Raw genomic sequence first — 20,565 nt, 5'->3', positions numbered from 1 at the left:
TTAAAAATCATGATACCTCATTTTCGATAAAAATAATAGTAAGAATGATTTTTCTTGCTTTATTTAGCTAAAGATGATACTGTCGTAGTCCTTTCAAAACGTGACTATGATAGCATGCAAGAAACATTTCGCATTATGTCTAACAACTACCTAATGAATAAAATTAAACGCGGCGATGAACAATTCAAAGCAGCTAATTTTCAGACACATAAATTGCTCGAGGTAGATGATGATTAAAGCATGGTCTGACGATGCGTGTAACGACTACATGTATTGGTATAGTCAAGGAAATAAAGCGACAATTAAAAAAAATAATCGCCTAATCAAGGAGATTGACCACACTCCTTTTACTGGCATTGGTAAACCTGAACCACTTAAACACGATTTATCTGGCAAGTGGTCACGACGCATAACCGATGAACATCGTTTAATTTACAGTGTTGATGAGACTACTATTTACTTTTATTCTTGCAAAGACCATTATTAAAAAAACTGTCCAGTGGACAGTTTTTTCATGAGCCTAGAAATGAAAAAGCGAATCATGAGTTTTGTCATTTCAAATCTTTTGTGGCTTCTTCTAGTATGTGCATTTGGAGAATGGTTTGTTCCTCTGTTACCAAAATTGGTTTGTGAGTGATGAGGGTTTCATACAAGGCGTCGTAAAAGCGACCGTTATCTCCTGCGACTGTCCCTATTACCTCTTCATGGTAATGCCCATTGTCATCGTAATACGTTAATGTGCCAAAATTTTCTGGTTTATCCAAACCAAAGTCGTCATTGTCTGGCAAATAGAATTTCTTGAGATCCGCTTCTTGGCGGTCTTTTTCGTATTTAACAAACATGCCCTTGCGACCATAAGCGAAAATACGGCGAATATCTTCAAAAACGTTGCCAGTATTTCTAAAGAAGCTATCGATATTTGCTATGCTTCGGTGTCACAAGACTTAGTCGCCAAAGCTGCGCAGCAAATTGCCAAGGCTAAGCGTGTTTACATTTTTGCGACAGGAGATTCTTATTTGGTTGGCTTGTCTTTTTCAAATATGTTTGTAAAACTTGGCATTCAAGCAATCATGGTCAATCAATTTCATGACAGTATCGCTGTGATTTATCATTCAAACAAAGATGATGTGATTCTGTTTTTATCTTATTCTGGCAATATCTTGAATGCCTACGCTCAAGAATTGGAACTTATCAAAACCCGTCATGGAAAGACGATTCTGATTTCTTCCAAAGTTTTTAAAGATAAGATTGACTTAAACATCACTTTTCCTGCTAAAGAGAGTATCGTTAACAAAGCAGGTGGTTACTATTCACAAACCGCCATGCATTACATTTTAAATTGCCTTTATAGCCTGCTCTACACCTCAAATTACTTTACCAACCAAAGGCAAAAAAATGCCATCGAAAACTTAGCCAAGAAAGACTTGCAGTGATTGTGAGTATAAGAAAAAGCTGAACAACGTGTTCAGCTTGATTTTTTAGCTTTTTTGCCAAAGTTTATTTGGAAAATGAGGTCTATTCTTGCAGAATCCGCAGTTTGAGTCACCGCAGCGAGACTCTAGTCAACGATTGCAGTATGGGCAGAAATAAGCATCAAAGCATTCAAAATAACACCTTTGAGCCTTGCAAAATTGGCACTTATCGTCATCAATCCACCCAGCAATTTCAACGTTATTTATCACCAACTTATCATCGTCAAATTCCTGAACAGTCAATTTTTCTAACATATTGTCATCTTTTGTTCCTTAATTATTCTCCAAATAAAATTCAAAACGGTCGCCGACGTATTGGCTGTGAACGTATTCAAATGGTCGTCCGTCTGTGAAATAGGATACCTGTGTCAATGCCAGCACCGCATGATTTTTAGGCACTTTAAGATAATTCGCCACGCGCTCACTTGCATTTTTGGCATAAATCGTTTGCTGACTCTTGCCAATTTCATAACCATTATCTGTTAATGTTTGGAAGAAATGCTCTGTGATGTCCTCTTGATTGAAAGACTGAATGAGCTTTTCTGGAATTGATGCCACTTCAAAAACCAAAGGAACGTTATCTGCAAAACGCACGCGCTCCATACGCACCACGGTATCTGTCGCTTTTAGTTGTAATTGCTGGATTTCCGTTTCATTAGCAAGCTTTCGCTGATAAGAAATCAATTGTGACGACGGCGTTTTCCCCTGTGAACGCACAATTTCGGTAAAACTGGTTGTCCCACGCATTTTTTCTTGCACACGGTGGCTAGCCACATAAGTCCCGCTACCCACACGGCGCTCCAAAATGCCCTCTTCGACCAAAAGCGTAATCGCCTGACGAAGCGTCATACGACTCACCTCGTAGTCATCCGCCAAATCACGCTCACTCGGCAAACGCTGACCAATCTCCCAAAAACCATCGTCAATCTTTTTCTTTAACGCATCATGAATTCTAATATACGCTGGAACCATAACCACTACTCCCGTTCTGTTCTAAATAACTTAGCTCTATTTTAGCATAAAATCAAGGAAGTTTTTAGTCACGGTATTATTTCTTTTGGAAAATGGCGGAGCTGTATAAAAGATTTTGAGAGAATAATGCTTGTTTGATTTTTTTGTGAGTTTGGAGAAAATTAGCTATCGCTGAAAGAATTGGGGAAGGAGATAATCACGCTTGGGAACAGCGTAAGCTTGGAAATGTAGCAAAAATTACTATGGGTCAATCGCCTAACTCTGAAAACTATACAGAAAATCCGTCTGATTATATTCTCGTTCAAGGTAATGCAGATATGAAAGATGGCAGAGTGGTTCCTAGAGTTTGGACTACACAAGTAACAAAAACTGCTGATAAAGGTGATTTGATTTTGAGTGTTCGTGCACCAGTTGGAGATATTGGAAAAACTGATTATGACGTTGTTTTAGGTCGTGGAGTTGCAGCGATTAAAGGAAATGAATTTCTGTTTCAATCACTTGGAAGAATGAAGCAAAATGGCTACTGGACGAAATTAAGTACAGGATCAACTTTTGAAAGTATCAACTCAAATGATATTAAAGAAGCTCAAATTCTTTTACCAAGTCTTGAAGAACAACAAAAAATCGGTACCTTCTTCAAAACGTTAGATAACACTATCACTCTTCATCAGCGTAGGTGTGAGCAGACAAAAGAGCTCAAAAAATTCATGCTTCAAAAAATGTTTCCGAAAAAAGGTGAAAAAAATCCAGAAATTCGTTTTCCAGGATTTACTGACGCTTGGGAACAGCGTAAGCTTGGAAATGTAGCAAAAATTACTATGGGTCAATCGCCTAACTCTGAAAACTATACAGAAAATCCGTCTGATTATATTCTCGTTCAAGGTAATGCAGATATGAAAGATGGCAGAGTGGTTCCTAGAGTTTGGACTACACAAGTAACAAAAACTGCTGATAAAGGTGATTTGATTTTGAGTGTTCGTGCACCAGTTGGAGATATTGGAAAAACTGATTATGACGTTGTTTTAGGTCGTGGAGTTGCAGCGATTAAAGGAAATGAATTTCTGTTTCAATCACTTGGAAGAATGAAGCAAAATGGCTACTGGACGAAATTAAGTACAGGATCAACTTTTGAAAGTATCAACTCAAATGATATTAAAGAAGCTCAAATTCTTTTACCAAGTCTTGAAGAACAACAAAAAATCGGTACCTTCTTCAAAACGTTAGATAACACTATCACTCTTCATCAGCGTAGGTGTGAGCAGACAAAAGAGCTCAAAAAATTCATGCTTCAAAAAATGTTTCCGAAAAAAGGTGAAAAAAATCCAGAAATTCGTTTTCCAGGATTTACTGACGCTTGGGAACAGCGTAAGCTTGGAAATGTAGCAAAAATTACTATGGGTCAATCGCCTAACTCTGAAAACTATACAGAAAATCCGTCTGATTATATTCTCGTTCAAGGTAATGCAGATATGAAAGATGGCAGAGTGGTTCCTAGAGTTTGGACTACACAAGTAACAAAAACTGCTGATAAAGGTGATTTGATTTTGAGTGTTCGTGCACCAGTTGGAGATATTGGAAAAACTGATTATGACGTTGTTTTAGGTCGTGGAGTTGCAGCGATTAAAGGAAATGAATTTCTGTTTCAATCACTTGGAAGAATGAAGCAAAATGGCTACTGGACGAAATTAAGTACAGGATCAACTTTTGAAAGTATCAACTCAAATGATATTAAAGAAGCTCAAATTCTTTTACCAAGTCTTGAAGAACAACAAAAAATCGGTACCTTCTTCAAAACGTTAGATAACACTATCACTCTTCATCAGCGTAAGGATTTTGTACGATTTACATTCTGAAAAAGCATAATTTTTAAGCATTGTGATACATTATTGTCAGGAGGCTTAAAAAAATGGATGAAATGATAATCAATTCTGAAAAAATGTTATTCTGTGACTACTACAAACAATGGATTATGGTTTACAAAGAGGGGGCGATTCGACCAATCACTATGCAAAAATACTATATGGCTTACCGTTGGCTGGAAAAACTTGTTCCCAAACTGCAGATACAACATTTGGATCGTATCTCTTATCAAAAAATTTTGAATCAGTACGCTAGTGTTCACGAAAGACAAACAACTATGGATTTTCATCATCATTTAAAATGTGCGATTCTTGATGCGGTAGACGAGGGACTTATTCCACGAGATCCCACTCGAAAAGCTATCATAAAAGGAAAACAGCCACGTGAAAAGAAACCTAAATTTCTCAATCAGTATGAACTCCATAAACTTCTTGATGACTTAGATTTAAAAAGTGAGATTAATATGGATTGGCTCATTCTTCTTATTGCCAAAACAGGATTGCGCTTTTCTGAAGCATTAGCTCTAACTCCAAAAGATTTTGATTTAACACGACAAACACTTTCTGTCTCAAAAACATGGAACTATAAAGAAAATGGCGGCTTTCTTCCTACAAAGAATGAGTCTTCTATCCGTAAAATTCCTATTGACTGGCAAACCGTTATTCAATTTGCTGAGCTTTTAAAAAGTTTACCCGAAGACAAACCTATTTTTGTCAAAGGAAAAGTATACAACTCTACCGTCAATGACCGTCTGGCGCGTCATTGTAAAAACGCTGGTGTTCCAATTATTTCTATCCATGGTTTACGCCACACACATGCCTCACTACTACTCTTTGCAGGCGTTTCTATAGCAAGTGTGGCTAGACGACTAGGACACTCAAACATGACAACAACACAAAAAACATATCTCCACATCATTAACGAGTTAGAAAGCAAAGATATTGATATTATCATGCGGTCATTATCAAGCTTGAATTCGTAAAAAATAAGCCTTGAAGTATATATATTACTTCAGGGCTTATTATCTTAATTAAATAAAGGCGCAATTTCAGGCATTAAGTCTTCTTTAAAGTCTTTAATCATCGCACTAAAGAATTTAAATTTTTTGACTGGTTCTTCTGTTGCTTCTTTGTAAGCTGCATAATCAGCTTTTTCCTTTAATTTACTTTCATTAGCTAGTTTACCATCTTTGAAATGATATGCTTCATACTTAACATCTTCGAAATCTACAAACCACTTTTCAGAGAATAATCTAATTTCTTTATCAATTGCTGATTGTCGCATTTGATTAATGATAACTGATACATCTTGATTTTCGTATTTTTCATTATTGTTTACAATATCTTCAAGAATGCTTTCAAGTAGTGAACCAAGTTTTGGATTGTCCTCAGAATAAGCTGCGATTACTTCTCTTATTTCATTAAGTTTTTTATTATATTCTGCTTCACTCTCAACATCACCAAGAGAATCAACAAAGCCACTAATCAAATCGATGATATAGTCATAGTCAATTTTTATCTTATCAAAAGCGACTAATTCATAATCATCTATGATTGGCTCATCGTCTACTTTGTCTTCCGGTTTATCTTCTTTTAGTTCTGCTAAAACATTTTTATAAACCGCTGCATAATCTTCATATTCTTCTTGTGAGAAATGATTATCTTTCAAAATTTGTGGATCATAAGTTGAAAATGCTTTTAGATGATTAAATGAGCGATCCAAATCTCTAAAGATAAAGATAAATTGTTTCTTTTGACTCTCAGATAAACCAATAACATCTTGAGGAGTATCTGCTAGATTACGGACAGATTTTAACGAAGTAACAAATTCTTCCTTAACAGCTTCATAGTCTTCTGCTAAAGGTTTTCCTTCTCCACCACGTGAATATAATGCTAGCGCTGAATCAATAGCTTCCTTGAAAGCTTGCGGAGATTGGAAAGTTACAATTTGGCCATATTGCTTTTTAGTATCAAAAAGACGATTAGTACGTGAAAAAGCCTGAATCAAATTTTGAGGAGACATCGGTTGACGATCAATGAAAAGTGTTGACAAACAAGGAGCATCAAATCCCGTCAAAAGTCTATCAACAACAATTACAATATCAAGTTGCTGACTACGATTTAAGTATTTTTTCTCTTTACGTGCTAAGCGATCGTTCAAATTAGCATTGTAAGCATTGATACCCGCCAGATTATAATTTGTACCAAACATATCGTTATAATCGTCCAAAGCTTCTTTCATCTTATCTTGATTAAGTTTAGAAGCTTCATCGTTTTCAGTAACTGAATAAGTAATCGCAAATTTTGGAAAATCAGGTAAAGCACGACGAATGTCATCACTTATTTTTAGCTCATCCTTACCAGCTTTAATTGATTTTAACAATTCATAGTATTTCTGAGCTTGTTCAATCGAACTTACAGTAAACATAGCTTCATAGGTCTCACCTCTACCTTTTTCCATACCAAATTTGGCAAAAGATTTGTTCAAAATAACATCTAAAACTTGACGCATATGAGCTTCTTTGCCATAGGTACGCTCCTCTTCTTCTGGAGTAAGCCCGTTTTTACCAAGTGTTTCGACCATAAAACCAAGGACAGCCCCATCATGAATCGCTTCTTTGATAGTATAGCTGTGCAAGCAATTACCGTATAATTGTTGTGTCGTTTGTGCTAAATCACCTTTTTGCTCGTATTTATTAGCTTCAAAGATTGGTGTACCTGTAAATCCAAACCATAATGAGTTAGCAAAGAAAGCTTCAATATCTCGTTTAGTCTGTGGTGTTACAGCCCTATGACATTCATCGACAACAAAAGCAACTTTTAAAGCACGAATCTTGTTATACTCTGGCGTCCCCTCTGTCAAACGCTTATTGACCATCGTTTGCATTTTTTGACGCGTGGTTACAATCATCTGACGTTTTCCATCAGTCATCTTTTTAATCAGCGAATTGACATTTTCTGTGTCATCAACATCAATCGTATCATTATCAGCGTACGACTGAAAAGCTAATTTTGTTTGCAAATCAAGGTCTTTTCGGTCAATTAAGAAAATTGTCTTTTCAATTGACGGGATATCCATCAAAAGATTACGAGTCGCTTTGTAAGACGTCATTGTCTTACCAGAACCTGTCGTATGCCAAATAAATCCAGATTTCCCATGTTTTGAAGCATCACGCATAGCTTCAATAGCGTGAATTTGATATGGACGTAAAACCAAAAGTTTTTTCTTATCATTATCAAGTACGATATACTTCGTTACCATTTCATGTGCTTCTGGAATTCTTAAAACTGCTTTTGCAAAGTCGAGAAAGTCAGGGACTGGTTGATTTTTACTGTCAATCCAACCTGTTAAGAATTTTTTGTTTAACTCGTTGTCTCTGGCAGCTGAGAAGTACTTAGTATCAACACCGTTGCTGACAACAAACATTTGGACATTTGAGAAGAGCCCACGGAACTTGCCTTCAGCAATGTATTTCTTGATTTGATGGAATCCGTCCATATAAGAATGATCTTTGTTTTTTAATTCAATATGAATCATCGGAATTCCGTTGATGAGTAAAGTCACGTCAAAACGACGATCACGCGCATCATCTTCGTCACCAAAAGTTTGATATTGATTAATAACTTCATAGACGCTTGTACCACCTGCAACATGCTCATTATTTAAAACCAATAAGTGGAGCGTCTCATTACCACGTTGAACATGCACATATACTTGACCATTTTCACCAACCAGCCATTTTCCTGCATCGTAAAAAGAAGCGTGTGATAGATCATTTTTAATTTTAGCAAACTCACTATCAGTTAGATGACCATCGTTTAATTTAGCTTTGTTATTTTGCTCGAGAATATATCTAAAATTGTCCCAAAGCTCTTCTTCTGTTCTAATGTCAGGACGATAAGTCCACTGAGACTCGCCATGACACAGTTGATCAATCAGTTTTTGTTCTAAAACTGATTCTAATTCTGCCATAATCTCTTATCCTTTCTTTGGAAACATGTTTTGTAACATGAATTTTTTCAATTCTTTTAACTGTTCACACTTACGTTGATGAAGAGTGATAGTGTTATCTAACGTTTTGAAGAAGGTACCGATTTTTTGTTGTTCTTCAAGACTTGGTAAAAGAATTTGAGCTTCTTTAATATCATTTGAGTTGATACTTTCAAAAGTTGATCCTGTACTTAATTTCGTCCAGTAGCCATTTTGCTTCATTCTTCCAAGTGATTGAAACAGAAATTCATTTCCTTTAATCGCTGCAACTCCACGACCTAAAACAACGTCATAATCAGTTTTTCCAATATCTCCAACTGGTGCACGAACACTCAAAATCAAATCACCTTTATCAGCAGTTTTTGTTACTTGTGTAGTCCAAACTCTAGGAACCACTCTGCCATCTTTCATATCTGCATTACCTTGAACGAGAATATAATCAGACGGATTTTCTGTATAGTTTTCAGAGTTAGGCGATTGACCCATAGTAATTTTTGCTACATTTCCAAGCTTACGCTGTTCCCAATCATCAGTAAAACCTTTAAACCTTATTTTTGGTACTTTATTAGCCATACTACATCTCCTCAAATACTTTAAGAAAGGCTTCTACTGATTCTTTAGTCTCATTATCAGCAAAGGTTAAATCGCCTAGCATATCAAGGAAAGTAGCGTTTGCTTCGTCAATCGCTTTATTAGTTTCCTCGATTTCTTTGGTTAATGCTTTTAAATCAACTGGAATTTCTTCTTCGCTTGTGTCAACATAACGTGGGATATTAAGATTAAAGTCATTTTCTGCAATATCATCAAATGAAGCAAGGTAAGCTTCTTTTTCAACTGTTTCACGATTTTTGTAAAGGTCAAGCACATGCTCGATATGCTCATCTTTCATGACGTTTTGTTTTTTCTCTTTTTCGAATTGTTTTGAAGCGTCAATAAAGAGAACATCACGACCCTCACGGTGTTTTTTCAAAACGATAATACATGTTGGAATCGATGTATTGTAGAACATGTTTGCTGGCAAACCAATAACAGCATAGATAGAACCATTTTTAAGAAGTGTTTCACGAATAGTCTTTTCAGCAGCACCACGGAACAAAATACCATGCGGAAGAACGATAGCCATTGTTCCAGTTTGTTTCAAGTGGTAAAAACCGTGTAATAAGAAAGCATAGTCTGCTTTTGATTTTGGCGCTAATTTTCCACCATAATCCATAAAACGTTCATCTTGTAGGAAACCTTTTGCAGCAGACCAATGTGCTGAATATGGAGGGTTCATGGTAACCATGTCAAATCCAGTTTCAACATCTGTTGGCCAATCTGCATCGAGCGTATCAGCATTGTGTAAGACTTGATTTTCAGGGTGAACTTTATGCAAGAACATGTTCATACGAGCAAGATTGTAAGTTGACGGCATGAGTTCTTGACCATAGTATTTGATATAGTCAGGCTCATTAGAATAATTTTTACAACTCAAAAGCAATGACCCCGAACCCATACATGGGTCATAAACTTGCAATCCTCTCTTATCTTCTTGTCCCATAATTGCAATGCGAGTCAATAACTGCGCTGGACCATGTGGTGTGTAGAATTCACCAGCTTTTTTACCAGTTTCAGAAGCAAATTGACCAATCAAATACTCATAAGCATTTCCAAGGACGTCACCTTCGGCGTGAATAAGATCAGCATCTTCTAAAACTCGAAGAACTTCAGCAACTGTTGCACTTTGTTTTTGGTCCCCAGTACCAAGACGATTTGAATACAAATCAACATCTGCAAACAAACCGTTGAAAAGTTCGTCTGATTCGTGAATACGATTAAATGCTGCTTGTAATTTTTCACGATTAAAAGCATTGAGCTTCACATCTTTTAGCATGCTTGTATAAGTCATTTGTGGTTCAAGCGTGTAGTGAAGAGATTCTTTTAATTCTTTAAGAAACTCCTCTGCATCATCTTCTTGCATTTCTTCTTCATAAGCGGCTTGCGCTTCTTCCAAAGTTTCTGGCATTTCATCATTCAAAAGATCATATGCACTTACTAAATATGAATCTGATAAATATTTATAAAAAATAAGGCCTAGCAAGTAAGTCTTGTATTCGTTCGCGTCCATTTTCCCACGAAGAACATCTGCTCCACTCCAAAGTACCTGTAACAAATTTTTGCTCTCAGCCATAAAAATAATTCCTTCTAATGTGTAAAATAATGTATCAAGTATATTATACCATTTTCCAACACGCGCGGTAACCGTTATCTTTAAGTCTTCGAATAAAAAAATCCCCATCTAGCTGTCTATAAAACTAGATAGGATATTGAAGTTAATCTTTATCTTCCAATCCAACTAGTTGATGTTGGCGTTTACTAGCTTGGTCGGCGATGTACTTCATGACGGTTTTAAATTCTTTTGCGCTTGCATTGTTTGATAAATTCGAAAGACCTTTATTATATTTCTCAACTATTTATTTTACTTGCTCTTGTTCAGTCATGTTCAGTCATTTAGTTCTTTCCTCTCAACCTCTTTTATTGCTTCTTTTTCAAGTTCTAAAATAAGGTTTTCATCGACATTCTTTCATTAATTAAATAACTTCTTTCTTCTTCGAAATTTTTGTCTTTTTCTATTTTCATAAAAATCCTCCCTTACCCTAATATTTTTACTATATCATACTTAAAAAGCCACCATTCTAGTAATGACAGCTTTTTCCTCCACCTTATATTATAGTATTCATCCATTTTTTGCTGCGGAACATGATGATAGAGATAATTAGTCTGAAGAGTTCTTCTTGTGATAGGAGGAAATAGACCCAGACGATTGGTAGTTTTAAGGCGAGTCCTGTGAAGAGTCCGATGGGGATGCCGATAAGCCAAGTGCCTAATATGTTGATAATCATGATGTATTTGGCTCTACCGCCACTTCGGATAATGCCACCACCTAAAATCATATTTTGCACTTTAATTGGGGCTAGAATAGCAAAGACTACCAGTAGTTGTGAGCCAACTTGACTAACATCTGCTTCGACATTGTAAAGTCCGATATACAAGCCTTTGGTGGCAATAAGGGTAATCGATAATATCAAAGAGCCCACCAAACCGTAGAGGCACAGCTGTTTGGATTCTTCGTAGGCTTTGTCGTAATCACGTTTTCCAAGGCGTCGTCCGATAAGGATCCCTGCCGCTTGAGAAAGTCCTGATAAAGCTCCGATAAATAACCCTTGAATTGGTCCTGTCAATGACATTCCTGCTAATTCACTAGTTCCCATATGCCCGTAAATGTAGGTATTCACATTTTGTCCCATTGCCCAAAGAAATTCATTGATAACAATTGGTAAGAGCATATCAGCGTATTGCCGAATTTCAACGCTGTCCATATGTAAATCAACTGTGAAAGCACAGATTTTACGGTAGTAATAAATCATTAAGAGAAAATTGACGATTTGTGATATCAAACTTGCTATGGCTGCCCCTTTAACTCCCATTGGCGCAAAACCAAAATGTCCGAAAATCAAGAGATAATTCAAAACGGTATTGACAACTGCTGCCACGGCACTAATATAAAGCGGATATTCGGCATGATTATGACATCTCATTTGCACCGCTAGGATTGAAGAAATCCCAGACAAAGGATAAACCAAGGCTAAGATTTTAATAAAATCTGCAGCATTAGCAATCACGGTCGTGTCTTTGGTAAATATCCCTGAAATCATGTGCGGCAAGAAAAAGCAGACACTCATCGTGAAAACAGCTAAAATCATCATCACCAGAAGATTAACAGACATACTGGTGTTGATTTTCTTTTGGTCATTTTTTCCCATATACTGAGAAACCATGATGCCAGCCACAGTGGCAATAGATCCGCTAACACAGGCAAAGACAAATCCTGGCTTACCGCCTACTTCTACGGCTGCAATAGCTGTTTTGCCAAGCTGACCTACCATTAATTGGTCTATCACGGAAAAAGAAGATTGTAGCATAGTCTGCAAAGCTACTGGGATTGCAATCTTCATCAAATCTCTAAAAAAGTGCTCTGTTTTTGTCATCTTATTGTCTCCATAACTCATATTAATGTCATTATAGGGCAATTGTTTGCATTTATTCAATGGACTATTTGCACAAATTTTTTAGGCAATTAAACCATAAACGCTCTAAGCCATTTATCCGCTTTTTTACGAATGCCGATAAGTCCTGACATTGTCAATAAAGTCCCAAGAAGAATAGCAAAGAGTGATTGTTTTTCTGTTCCTGTTTTTGGCAATGTATCAGCGATGTAGGCATCAGAAATCGTGACAGAATAGATTGGGTCAAGAGCATTATCAATCGCTTCTTGTCTCGGAACGATAACTGCCGTATCGCCTGCAGTTACTTCGTCGTCAGTATTAATCTCATCATCGACATCAGCAGAAATATCATCCGTAGTCGGATTTAAAACAGTTGTTTCTGGGTCATCCAAACTTTCTTCTGATACGATAATATCATCTAAAGAACTTGTCGGAGCTTGATATTGATATGGAGTATAACTGACACTAACAATTTGCAAAGTTGGTTCTTCAACCGTTTCTAGAACGGGAACGCTATACGCCTTAATACTTGAATTAAAAGCAAACCATTGACCATTGCGTTGAAGGGTTGTTGGAACCGAATGAAAAATGAATCTCACCGTCATCTCCAACCACGCCGACAATGGCATCATACCATATAACTCCGTACCGTCCTATTCATTCTGCTCAAATCGGCTGCCTTGTTCAAGAGATTCGTTGCTGGTAGCGGTGTGAGCTCGATTTTTACTAGCATTGTAACTTACAGAAGACCCATTAATAGCAATATAATCACCATCAAAATTCGTCACGTATTCATCAGAATTTAAAATATAAGACTCACTTTCGTCATCATAAACTGCACCTGAATTAAGAGAGGCAAACGAGAGTAGAGCTCCACAGACGTCAATAGCTTCGCCATTTTCATCTAAAAATTGCACGTCCATACCAATATGCGTTGTTTGATTCAAGCTGATAACATGAATAGTGTTTGTTGGATCGTTGAAGAATTTTACCAAGACTTGGTCGCCAGATTCTGGGCTTTCTAGGGTGTAAGTATATACCACACTAGCAACTTTTGTTGTATTGAAATAGGTATTTTCAAGATTGTTATAAGTAACTACTGTTGGAATTCCTTGTTGTAGGAAATAATAACTCCCACTACTAATGTAATTTGGATTGCTGATAATATCATTTGCAATGATGTCTTTGTACTCGACGCCATTAGCTTCTACCCATGCGAGTGCGGTTGCTTGGTCAACTGCTGTGGCATTGTTATCAACTTCTGCAACGGTATTGGGTTCTGAGCCTGATTCGAAGATAGGAGATTCTCCTGCCGCTTCGCTTAAATAACCATCCTCCGCAAATCCAGAAATCGTCTTTGAAGCAACAGGTGTCTACTCTCGTAGACTTCAAGCTTTGTTGGACAATAATAGCTACCCCTATACTCGCCTAAATCCTCTAGAAGCTAAGAAGTAATTGGACAGCTTAAGAGTACGTAAAACGGATAAAATTGATGCGAAAAAGCTTGCGATATCTCAATTTACCCTCAATCGTAAGTCAAGCTATGTGCAAGAAGAGACTTATCAAAACTTGCGAGACCTCAGTCGCTTCTATCAAAATCTAACAGAAGACATCGTTCGTATGAAGAATCGTCTTCACAAAGTCCTTCAAGTGACTTTCCCTGAGTTGGAACAAGTCCTCTCAAAACCAACTGGTGAACAATACTGGAATCTTATCATTACCTTCCCAATCAAAGAGTTGGTCTTTGAGCTATCAGAAGCTGAACTGTTAAAGGCTATCAGAAAGTCCACTTCAAAACGGATTTCTGAAAAGCGGTTAACATCTTTGGCTGATAAATTACTTGTACTGGCCAATCAGTCCTATCCAGCAGTCAAGAAAACCTCTCCAATCCTTGAAGAGGTAAGATATTATGCAAAAGAACTGTTTAGACTTGATGAACGTAGACAAGTGATCTTAGAGCAAATGGTTAGTCTAGCCCAGCCTTTACCAGAATATGAGATACTGCTTTCTATTCCTGGTATTGCGGAGACAATAGCCACAAGCATCATTGGCAAATTGGGAGACATCCGCCGTTTTCAGTCTACCAATCAAATTAACGCTTTTATTGGTATTGACTTAAGACATTACGAAGCCGGAAATTATTTAGCACAAGAACACATCACAAAACGTGGCAACCCTTATGCTAGGCTAGAGCTTAACTTTGCCACCCACTACAGTTGACAAAGAGCCAGAATTTCTAAGTGATTGCATTCTTTATCTTCAGCAGTTCGCTGTTAACTCATCACGTCGTCGCTTTTTGCTCCTTGTTCTGAGACAGCTATCGCAGAGGTAGTACTAAAGATTTTTATTGCGACTTCGTCGCTAAAAATCTAGTACTACTCCCACTCAATGAGTAGGTTTGGCTTTGAAAAGCCCGTTGTTATTGCGTTTGTAAGGTGTCTCCACTATTTTGGAGACAGTTCTGGAGACAATTGTTTCACGGCTTGATTGCCCGTGAAGGCGAATTGCTTATTTGGTGCGGTTGATATTGTGATAACCCCCGCCATAGATTCAGCGACACCATCATCAATCCCTCGCCACAAGTGTGCATAATGCTTGAGCGTGATTTCTGGAGAGCTGTGCCCGAGCCGTTTGGAAACAATCAATACAGAAGCATTGATTTCATTGATTAGAAAGCTCACATGACTATGCCTAAGCCCCTTTGCTTGAATTATAGGAACACCCGCCAACTTGGCATAGCGTGCAATAATTCGGGAGATAGTTGACTTAATCATAGGTAAGCCATCGTAAGAGAAAATGAAATCCATGTCGCCATACTGTGATTGTCGCTTCTTCCAAGTTTTCAAAACTTCAAGTGTATCATCATCCAAGGTCAGCACTCGTTTTCCATCTGCTGTTTTGGTATGATTTTTCCGCTTATAGTTTTTACGGCTCTTAGTGACAAGCATGTGATGAACTCGAAGCTGTTTCTTGTCAAAATCCACATCATTCCACCAGAGCGCTGTGCCCTCGTTTACTCGAATGCCCGTCATGTAGTAAACCCACAACATGATGAAGCATAGGTGTTCATAGAAATCCTCAACATAGATTTTTGATAGAACTTTTTCGAATTCATCTTTTGTCCAGTAAGCAACATCCGTTTTACCTTTAGAAATGGGCTTTACTTGTTGGGCGATATTCTTATCAAGATAATTTAGGGTAACGGCAAATTCCAGTATTTTCTTAAACATACCAAAGACCATGGAAGCATAGGATTGGGCATAAGCTCCACCATTCTTATCCAAAAGCCACGTCCTGAAAAACTGTACATCATGCAAGGTAATCTTCCGCAGTGGTTTCTTTCCGAAGCGTGCATGCAAGATTTTCAAGGTTGGATTCCGTGATTCAAACGTGTCCTCTGTCACTTCCGTTTTGTAGTGCGGAATGTAGACGTTATTCATGAACTGTTCAAAGGTCATGCCATAATCTGAATAGCCTTGAGTTTGAAGAAAATCATTTTTGACCCGAATAGCTTCGGTGTAGGCTTCCTTGGCTGACTCAAATTTCTTCCCTGACTGTGACTTGCGACCTTTGCGCTTGATACGTTTTCCAGTGATTTTGTCCGTACCTAAGCTTACCTCATAATAGAATTGCCCTTTGTTGTCTTGATAGACATCTTGGTAGCTAGTTTTTGGCAAATTATTCATCCTCCGTTTCGGACAACTCCACGTCACCGATAACGGATTTTACTGCCTGCAAGGGAGCAACTGAAACCCGTCGTCCCGCATAAAACTCATACCCTTGTTGTACCATAAAATGTTTGGCTTGTCTAAGTATTGATGAAGCAGTGTAAGGGGCAAATCCTGCCCTGACAAGCATTTCCTTATCCACTAAAGTCTTACACATCATCATCCTTCTTTCTAACTTGACTATTATTTTTCATCTCATCTTGCTTGTATCGTCGTGAATCCAGAAGTTTTGCAAAAAAATAGGTTTTATCGATTATCAACTTTAGAAGTAATGAATTATTTTTTCTCGCATACGTCACAAGCTCTTCAAACTCAGTGAAGTTATTTTGTTCAACTACATCAATCGCTTCGTTCCATAGTTGACTGTTGTCTTGTTCACTTAAAAACTTATCTAGGTCAAATCCACACCCGCTTTGAATATCATCTTTGGAATACAAAGTTTTTTCGGGATTTTCAGCATGGATGAAGTAATCATAAAGTCCTTTCGGAGACATCACAGTCTCAACGTGACTTGGAGCATTTAGCTTTTCACTCACTAACTCAGAAACCTGAGAGTAGCTTTTAAGGGAATCAAAATACAGCACACCATGCCAATGTGGCTTTTTGAACTCTCCCGTTTCCATATTAACGTCTTTATCATGAAGCGGACTGACTGCAAAGGGAACTTTCAATGCTTCCAAAGCTAACTTGAGATTCTTTGGAGCGCTTTCTTCATATGCAATGAACGTCCATTTATTGCTACGTGCTTCTTTTTTACCCATAGTTACCTCCGTGTGATTATTGATTACTGATCCCACGGGGGTCGTAGTAACCCCGTGGGGTAATCGTCTTTTTTATAGCGGAGCTTCTTTCCTCTTGCCAGAGGCAAGCAAGAGCTCCGCTATTCCTTTAGTGAAAGTTTGTTCCCTCAAGTTGTAGCCAATTATTGAAACGGTCAAAATTCGAGAACACATAGCATGGGAAACGATTTGATATTTCTTCCCGAAGAATATTTCTCGTATCAATTACCGACTTCTGTGCCTGATAATCATTTGGTAACTTCATCAAAAATACAACGGTGTCTTCCCGAATGTCTATGATTGCGCTTCTAATGGACTTATTATGCAATGCGACCGTTGAATCACTTTCATCATCAAATTGCACTTTTCTCAGTAAGAACTTCCTAAGCCGATAAGTCAGCCAAATCGACTTTCCCCAGTTAATTAACGAATCTCTTGTCAGTCTTGAAATAAGTTCAGGTAGCACGAGTAGAAACAGTATCAATGCTGTGATTTCCGTTGCCCCATCTAGCCATTTTAGACCTATCGACAACAACTCATACAGAAATTGGGTGTATTGAATTAGCGACGGGTTTGGTTCGGACTTCAAGAAACTCACGATAAACCTTATCGGGAGATTAACTACTGCCAACATTGCAAGTAACGTCAACAAGTAGCCGTTTATTTTGAATGTTTTGAGAAAAAATGACTTCTTCATTTTAATAATTTCCTTCCTTGTCAAAAAATGTTGGTGTTAGGAGTGGCACAATTTGAAAGGGATGCTCCGAATCTATTACTTGTATCAAGCCTGTTCCGATTCCTTGGGGGATGACAATTCCTGTCAGGTCTAAATCAGGAAACAAGAATTGCGCTGTCTTTGAATTGATATTTCCAACTTGTACGAGGACGTTTAACTGTTCCCGAACAGAAATTGGGAGTGCATTATTATCAAAGCGTTGGCTTACAAGAAGTAGATGACACTTAGTCGCCCTGCCCAAAAGAGAAATCTGAGAAAGTAAGCTGAAAAATGCTTCTTTGATTGGTTTAGCCACCCCGTCACTTAAAGCTAGTAGTTCATCTATCACAATCGTGTAATGTTCAAAATCGGCTTTAGGATTGCGATACAGAACTTGTTGCCGTTTCAGAATTAACTCAACGCATTGACTAAGTTCTTCATTCACTGCCGAAATAAAATCAGACTTACTGCGATTTTCACTTGGAAATATCACGCTAACCCCATTATCTCGTCCCCACCTACTAGGCAAATCAAATTTCGGGTCTATGATTACAATGTGCGAGCTTTGCTTCAAAACGAAAAGCAAGTAAGTAAGCAAGTACGATTTCCCAGAACCAGAGTTCCCTGCAATTGCCATACTTGTAACTTTATTCAAATTTATCGTGAAATTTTCCATTATAGGCACTTGATTTAAGGGCAATTCTTTCGCAAATCTTTCAATATCTGCAACAAACAACCTTTGAGAAATACCTTTTTTCCAAGGGAAGAACAAAGCTCTCATGATGTGGATGTCATCCGTTTTAAGTGGAACAAAGTAAGTTCCTGTCTGCTTCAATAATGTGTATTTTGGATATAAAGCAGCATTAGCAATTTGGAATATTTTTTGATACAACTCGTCATCCACAACATAACTTGCAGGGAGGCGAGGGATGAAGAAAAATCCTTCATCCGATACCTTTACATCAAATGAATTGGTGTAGGATGTCTCGCCTAAAATCTGCAATGCCATGTTCAGAGCTTGGAGCAGGTATTTTGTAAGCTCTGACTGTTTCATCATTTAACCACTCTTACCCCTGTTGCTCGGAAGTACACGTTGGTGCGGATTTCTATTGCTTCGAGATTATCCAATTTGACTTCTGAGAGAAACGGTGGAAGTGTAGGTTCTTTTTCAAACTTCACTACGAAGGGGATAACGCCTTCTTGGACAAAGTATGCTCTGTAACCAACAACTTCGTCAGTACGCTTACCATCAATCCAGTTGTATTGTTTTTCGATTTCAGATGAAACGTTGATAATTGACTTGTTTTCGTCAATGTATAACGCAGATGTTGCACCACTATATGCGTTTGCTGAATTCAAAATCTTTCTTTTCATTTGATTTTTTCCTCCTTGATAGAGGTGGACTATCAGCAACTAGCCACCCAAGTAAGCCAGAATTGTTTGCAACCAACCTGACTGCCTACCATCAAGATTTGCTGTTCTTGATAAGGATATTAAAGCACTCACAAAGTGTAAGGGTGGGGTGGTAAAAAAATGTTTCCGCAAAAAAGACCCCCACCTTTATAGTGAGAGTCTATACTTTGGCTCTTTGTCAACTGTAGTGGGTAGATGAAAAGCTAACACCTAGAGAGGACGAACTTCGCTCTCTCTTTCTTTATGTTCAAAGCAATCAAAATCCGTTTTTTAAAGTTTTCAAAGTTCCTGAAACCAAAGGCATTTCTCTTAATGACTTTGATGAGATTATTGGTAGCTTCCAGTTTGGCGTTGGAATAAGGCAATTCCATGGCGTTTAAAACCTTGTCCTTATCCTTTAAAAATGTCTTAAATACCGTCTGGAAAATAGGATTAACAGTGGCTATTTCCTGTTCGATGAGGTCAAAGAAATGATCTGAGTTTTTCTCTTGGAAATGATATAAGAGAAGCTGATAGAGTTCATAGTGCTGTCGTAGTTCATCTGAGTAGGATAGGAGTTTTTCTAGGATTTCCTTGTTAGTCAAATGCATTCGAAACATAGGACGATAAAATCGTTTATCGCTGAGTTTACGGCTATCTTGTTGTATCAATTTCCAGTAACGTTTCAAGGCTCGGTATTCCTGGGATTTTCTGTCGAATTGATTCATAATTTGAATACGGACACGGTTCATAGCACGACTAAGGTGTTGCACGATATGAAAGCGATCGAGTACAATTTTTGCATTCGGAAAAAGCTGTTTAGCAAGTTGATAATAGGGACTAAACATATCCATGGTAATCACTTTGACCCGATTTCTAACCTTTCTAGGATAGCGTAGAAAGTGGTTTCGGATGGTTGCTTGGGTTCTTCCGTCGAGAATGGCGATGACATTTAGGGAGTCGAAATCTTGAGCGATGAAGCTCATTTTCCCCTTCTTGAAGGCATACTCGTCCCAGCTCATCACCTCGGGTAGGGTATTCCAATCCGTTTCAAACTTGAACTCATTGAGCTTTCTCATAACTGACGATGTTGAGATAGATAGCCTGTGTGCAATCTGTTGCATTGCTTGATTTTCGATGAGTAATTGAGCGATCTTCTGGTTAACAGCGACAGAGATTTGGTGGTTTTTCTTGACAAGAGGAGTTTCAGCTACCGCCATTTTTCCGCAATCTTTACACTTGAAACGACGCTTTCGAAGACGGATAAGCAAAGGGTAGCCAGCAGTTTCTAGGTAGGGGATTTTAGAAGTTTTCTGGTAGTCGTACTTAGCCATTTGTCCCTTGCATTTTGGGCATTTAGGGGCTGTGTAGTCCAAGTGACCGTGGAGTTCTAAGTGAGTCCCCATATTATATTCATCAGTGATAGTGATATTTTTGTCTTTAATTCTGAGAAAATTTGTGATAAGATTTAGTTGTTCCATATGAACCCTTTCTAATATGAGTTTAGTCGCTTTTCATTATAGGTCATATGGGACTTTTTTTCTACACTAAAAAAGGCTCCATAATCTCTACAGTGGATTTACCCACTACAGAAATTATAGAGCCTATACT

The 20,565-nt window shown here is 37.8% G+C and carries 19 protein-coding genes and 3 pseudogenes; 7 read left to right on the top strand and 15 right to left on the bottom strand.

What is annotated here, in order from left to right; all coding sequences use genetic code 11:
- Positions 1-72: 72 nt before the first annotated feature.
- Both SMA_RS05025 and SMA_RS05020 read left to right on the top strand, forming a co-directional pair.
- Positions 73-237, top strand: a pseudogene (locus tag SMA_RS05025) (type II toxin-antitoxin system Phd/YefM family antitoxin); the annotation flags it as partial.
- On the top strand, positions 230-487 hold the full coding sequence (locus SMA_RS05020) for a Txe/YoeB family addiction module toxin (protein ID WP_014294530.1): 258 nt from the start codon (positions 230-232) through the stop codon (positions 485-487). The pseudogene SMA_RS05025 and the gene SMA_RS05020, both read left to right, overlap by 8 nt.
- A gap of 64 nt (positions 488-551) precedes the next feature.
- Here the strand turns inward: SMA_RS05020 and SMA_RS05015 are convergent, their stop codons facing one another.
- Positions 552-842 (bottom strand): Gfo/Idh/MocA family oxidoreductase, encoded by a 291-nt coding sequence (locus SMA_RS05015; RefSeq protein WP_039670785.1) that lies wholly within the window; start codon positions 840-842, stop codon positions 552-554.
- Between SMA_RS05015 and SMA_RS05010 the strand changes: the two genes are divergently transcribed.
- Positions 813-1,433 (top strand): MurR/RpiR family transcriptional regulator, encoded by a 621-nt coding sequence (locus SMA_RS05010; protein ID WP_014294529.1) that lies wholly within the window; start codon positions 813-815, stop codon positions 1,431-1,433. The genes SMA_RS05015 and SMA_RS05010 overlap by 30 nt on opposite strands.
- Before the next feature lie 312 nt (positions 1,434-1,745).
- Here SMA_RS05010 and SMA_RS05005 read toward each other — a convergent pair whose 3' ends face one another.
- Positions 1,746-2,444 carry a GntR family transcriptional regulator gene (locus SMA_RS05005; protein ID WP_014294527.1) on the bottom strand — a complete coding sequence of 233 codons (699 nt, stop codon included), beginning with the start codon at positions 2,442-2,444 and terminating at the stop codon, positions 1,746-1,748.
- A gap of 167 nt (positions 2,445-2,611) precedes the next feature.
- On the opposite strand from SMA_RS05005, the pseudogene SMA_RS05000 reads away from it, so the two are divergent.
- From SMA_RS05000 to SMA_RS04995, 3 genes and pseudogenes are all read left to right on the top strand, one after another.
- Positions 2,612-3,745, top strand: a pseudogene (locus SMA_RS05000) (restriction endonuclease subunit S); the annotation flags it as partial.
- A complete protein-coding gene (locus tag SMA_RS12380) occupies positions 3,728-4,297 on the top strand; it encodes a restriction endonuclease subunit S (RefSeq protein WP_448169451.1) in 570 nt (189 codons plus the stop codon). The pseudogene SMA_RS05000 and the gene SMA_RS12380, both read left to right, overlap by 18 nt.
- A 62-nt stretch (positions 4,298-4,359) precedes the next feature.
- A complete protein-coding gene (locus SMA_RS04995) occupies positions 4,360-5,286 on the top strand; it encodes a site-specific integrase (protein ID WP_196479525.1) in 927 nt (308 codons plus the stop codon).
- A 44-nt stretch (positions 5,287-5,330) separates the two neighbouring features.
- On the opposite strand, the gene SMA_RS04990 is transcribed toward SMA_RS04995, so the two are convergent.
- The 6 genes from SMA_RS04990 to SMA_RS12030 all read right to left on the bottom strand — a co-directional run bounded on the left by SMA_RS04990 (position 5,331) and on the right by SMA_RS12030 (position 13,638).
- The gene (locus SMA_RS04990) at positions 5,331-8,276 is read right to left on the bottom strand and encodes a type I restriction endonuclease subunit R (RefSeq protein ID WP_014294524.1); all 2,946 of its coding nucleotides are present in this window, start codon (positions 8,274-8,276) and stop codon (positions 5,331-5,333) included.
- Positions 8,277-8,282: 6 nt separating this feature from the next.
- Positions 8,283-8,867 carry a restriction endonuclease subunit S gene (locus SMA_RS04985; protein ID WP_014294523.1) on the bottom strand — a complete coding sequence of 195 codons (585 nt, stop codon included), beginning with the start codon at positions 8,865-8,867 and terminating at the stop codon, positions 8,283-8,285.
- Position 8,868: 1 nt separating this feature from the next.
- Positions 8,869-10,464 carry a type I restriction-modification system subunit M gene (locus SMA_RS04980; RefSeq protein ID WP_014294522.1) on the bottom strand — a complete coding sequence of 532 codons (1,596 nt, stop codon included), beginning with the start codon at positions 10,462-10,464 and terminating at the stop codon, positions 8,869-8,871.
- A gap of 532 nt (positions 10,465-10,996) precedes the next feature.
- The gene (locus SMA_RS04975; RefSeq protein WP_014294521.1) at positions 10,997-12,322 is read right to left on the bottom strand and encodes an MATE family efflux transporter; all 1,326 of its coding nucleotides are present in this window, start codon (positions 12,320-12,322) and stop codon (positions 10,997-10,999) included.
- An 89-nt stretch (positions 12,323-12,411) separates the two neighbouring features.
- Positions 12,412-12,939: an LPXTG cell wall anchor domain-containing protein gene (locus SMA_RS12035; protein WP_014294520.1), complete on the bottom strand. Its 528-nt coding sequence runs from the start codon at positions 12,937-12,939 to the stop codon at positions 12,412-12,414.
- Between the two features lie 54 nt (positions 12,940-12,993).
- Positions 12,994-13,638 (bottom strand): GbpC/Spa domain-containing protein, encoded by a 645-nt coding sequence (locus SMA_RS12030; RefSeq protein ID WP_504739123.1) that lies wholly within the window; start codon positions 13,636-13,638, stop codon positions 12,994-12,996.
- 46 nt (positions 13,639-13,684) lie between these two features.
- On the opposite strand from SMA_RS12030, the pseudogene SMA_RS04965 reads away from it, so the two are divergent.
- Positions 13,685-14,527 (top strand): annotated as a pseudogene (locus SMA_RS04965) (IS110 family RNA-guided transposase); the annotation flags it as partial.
- 257 nt (positions 14,528-14,784) lie between these two features.
- On the opposite strand, the gene SMA_RS04960 reads toward SMA_RS04965, so the two are convergent.
- The 7 genes from SMA_RS04960 to SMA_RS04930 form a co-directional block, all read right to left on the bottom strand.
- Positions 14,785-16,017: a tyrosine-type recombinase/integrase gene (locus tag SMA_RS04960; protein ID WP_014294518.1), complete on the bottom strand. Its 1,233-nt coding sequence runs from the start codon at positions 16,015-16,017 to the stop codon at positions 14,785-14,787.
- 1 nt (position 16,018) lies between these two features.
- Positions 16,019-16,225, bottom strand: a complete 207-nt coding sequence (locus SMA_RS04955) for a DUF3173 family protein (RefSeq protein WP_014294517.1) — start codon at positions 16,223-16,225, stop codon at positions 16,019-16,021.
- Positions 16,218-16,829, bottom strand: a complete 612-nt coding sequence (locus SMA_RS04950) for a replication protein (RefSeq protein ID WP_014294516.1) — start codon at positions 16,827-16,829, stop codon at positions 16,218-16,220. The genes SMA_RS04955 and SMA_RS04950 overlap by 8 nt, the downstream gene beginning before the upstream one ends.
- A gap of 127 nt (positions 16,830-16,956) precedes the next feature.
- A complete protein-coding gene (locus SMA_RS04945; protein ID WP_014294515.1) occupies positions 16,957-17,544 on the bottom strand; it encodes a hypothetical protein in 588 nt (195 codons plus the stop codon).
- 1 nt (position 17,545) lies between these two features.
- The gene (locus SMA_RS04940; protein ID WP_181878411.1) at positions 17,546-18,619 is read right to left on the bottom strand and encodes a helicase HerA domain-containing protein; all 1,074 of its coding nucleotides are present in this window, start codon (positions 18,617-18,619) and stop codon (positions 17,546-17,548) included.
- Entirely contained in the window at positions 18,616-18,936 is a 321-nt protein-coding gene (locus tag SMA_RS04935; protein WP_014294513.1) for a hypothetical protein, read from the bottom strand. Before SMA_RS04935 ends, SMA_RS04940 begins: the two co-directional genes overlap by 4 nt.
- Positions 18,937-19,178: 242 nt before the next feature.
- Positions 19,179-20,435, bottom strand: a complete 1,257-nt coding sequence (locus SMA_RS04930; RefSeq protein WP_014294295.1) for an ISL3 family transposase — start codon at positions 20,433-20,435, stop codon at positions 19,179-19,181.
- Positions 20,436-20,565 lie beyond the last annotated feature (130 nt).

The sequence above is a fragment of the Streptococcus macedonicus ACA-DC 198 genome (assembly GCA_000283635.1).
GTDB classification, from domain to species: domain Bacteria; phylum Bacillota; class Bacilli; order Lactobacillales; family Streptococcaceae; genus Streptococcus; species Streptococcus macedonicus.
Note: the sequence above shows the minus strand (reverse complement) of the source record. Positions and strands in the feature narration are given on the sequence as shown.

Bases quoted from the DNA above. Each gene is read 5' to 3' on its own strand.
- SMA_RS05020 (WP_014294530.1), top strand. From the start codon at position 230: ATGATTAAAGCATGGTCTGACGATGCGTGTAACGACTACATGTATTGG.
- SMA_RS05015 (WP_039670785.1), bottom strand. From the start codon at position 842: ATGTTTGTTAAATACGAAAAAGACCGCCAAGAAGCGGATCTCAAGAAA.
- SMA_RS05005 (WP_014294527.1), bottom strand. From the start codon at position 2,444: ATGGTTCCAGCGTATATTAGAATTCATGATGCGTTAAAGAAAAAGATT.
- SMA_RS12380 (WP_448169451.1), top strand. From the start codon at position 3,728: ATGCTTCAAAAAATGTTTCCGAAAAAAGGTGAAAAAAATCCAGAAATT.
- SMA_RS04995 (WP_196479525.1), top strand. From the start codon at position 4,360: ATGATAATCAATTCTGAAAAAATGTTATTCTGTGACTACTACAAACAA.
- SMA_RS04990 (WP_014294524.1), bottom strand. From the start codon at position 8,276: ATGGCAGAATTAGAATCAGTTTTAGAACAAAAACTGATTGATCAACTG.
- SMA_RS04985 (WP_014294523.1), bottom strand. From the start codon at position 8,867: ATGGCTAATAAAGTACCAAAAATAAGGTTTAAAGGTTTTACTGATGAT.
- SMA_RS04980 (WP_014294522.1), bottom strand. From the start codon at position 10,464: ATGGCTGAGAGCAAAAATTTGTTACAGGTACTTTGGAGTGGAGCAGAT.
- SMA_RS04975 (WP_014294521.1), bottom strand. From the start codon at position 12,322: ATGACAAAAACAGAGCACTTTTTTAGAGATTTGATGAAGATTGCAATC.
- SMA_RS04955 (WP_014294517.1), bottom strand. From the start codon at position 16,225: ATGTGTAAGACTTTAGTGGATAAGGAAATGCTTGTCAGGGCAGGATTT.
- SMA_RS04950 (WP_014294516.1), bottom strand. From the start codon at position 16,829: ATGGGTAAAAAAGAAGCACGTAGCAATAAATGGACGTTCATTGCATAT.
- SMA_RS04945 (WP_014294515.1), bottom strand. From the start codon at position 17,544: ATGAAGAAGTCATTTTTTCTCAAAACATTCAAAATAAACGGCTACTTG.
- SMA_RS04940 (WP_181878411.1), bottom strand. From the start codon at position 18,619: ATGATGAAACAGTCAGAGCTTACAAAATACCTGCTCCAAGCTCTGAAC.
- SMA_RS04935 (WP_014294513.1), bottom strand. From the start codon at position 18,936: ATGAAAAGAAAGATTTTGAATTCAGCAAACGCATATAGTGGTGCAACA.
- SMA_RS04930 (WP_014294295.1), bottom strand. From the start codon at position 20,435: ATGGAACAACTAAATCTTATCACAAATTTTCTCAGAATTAAAGACAAA.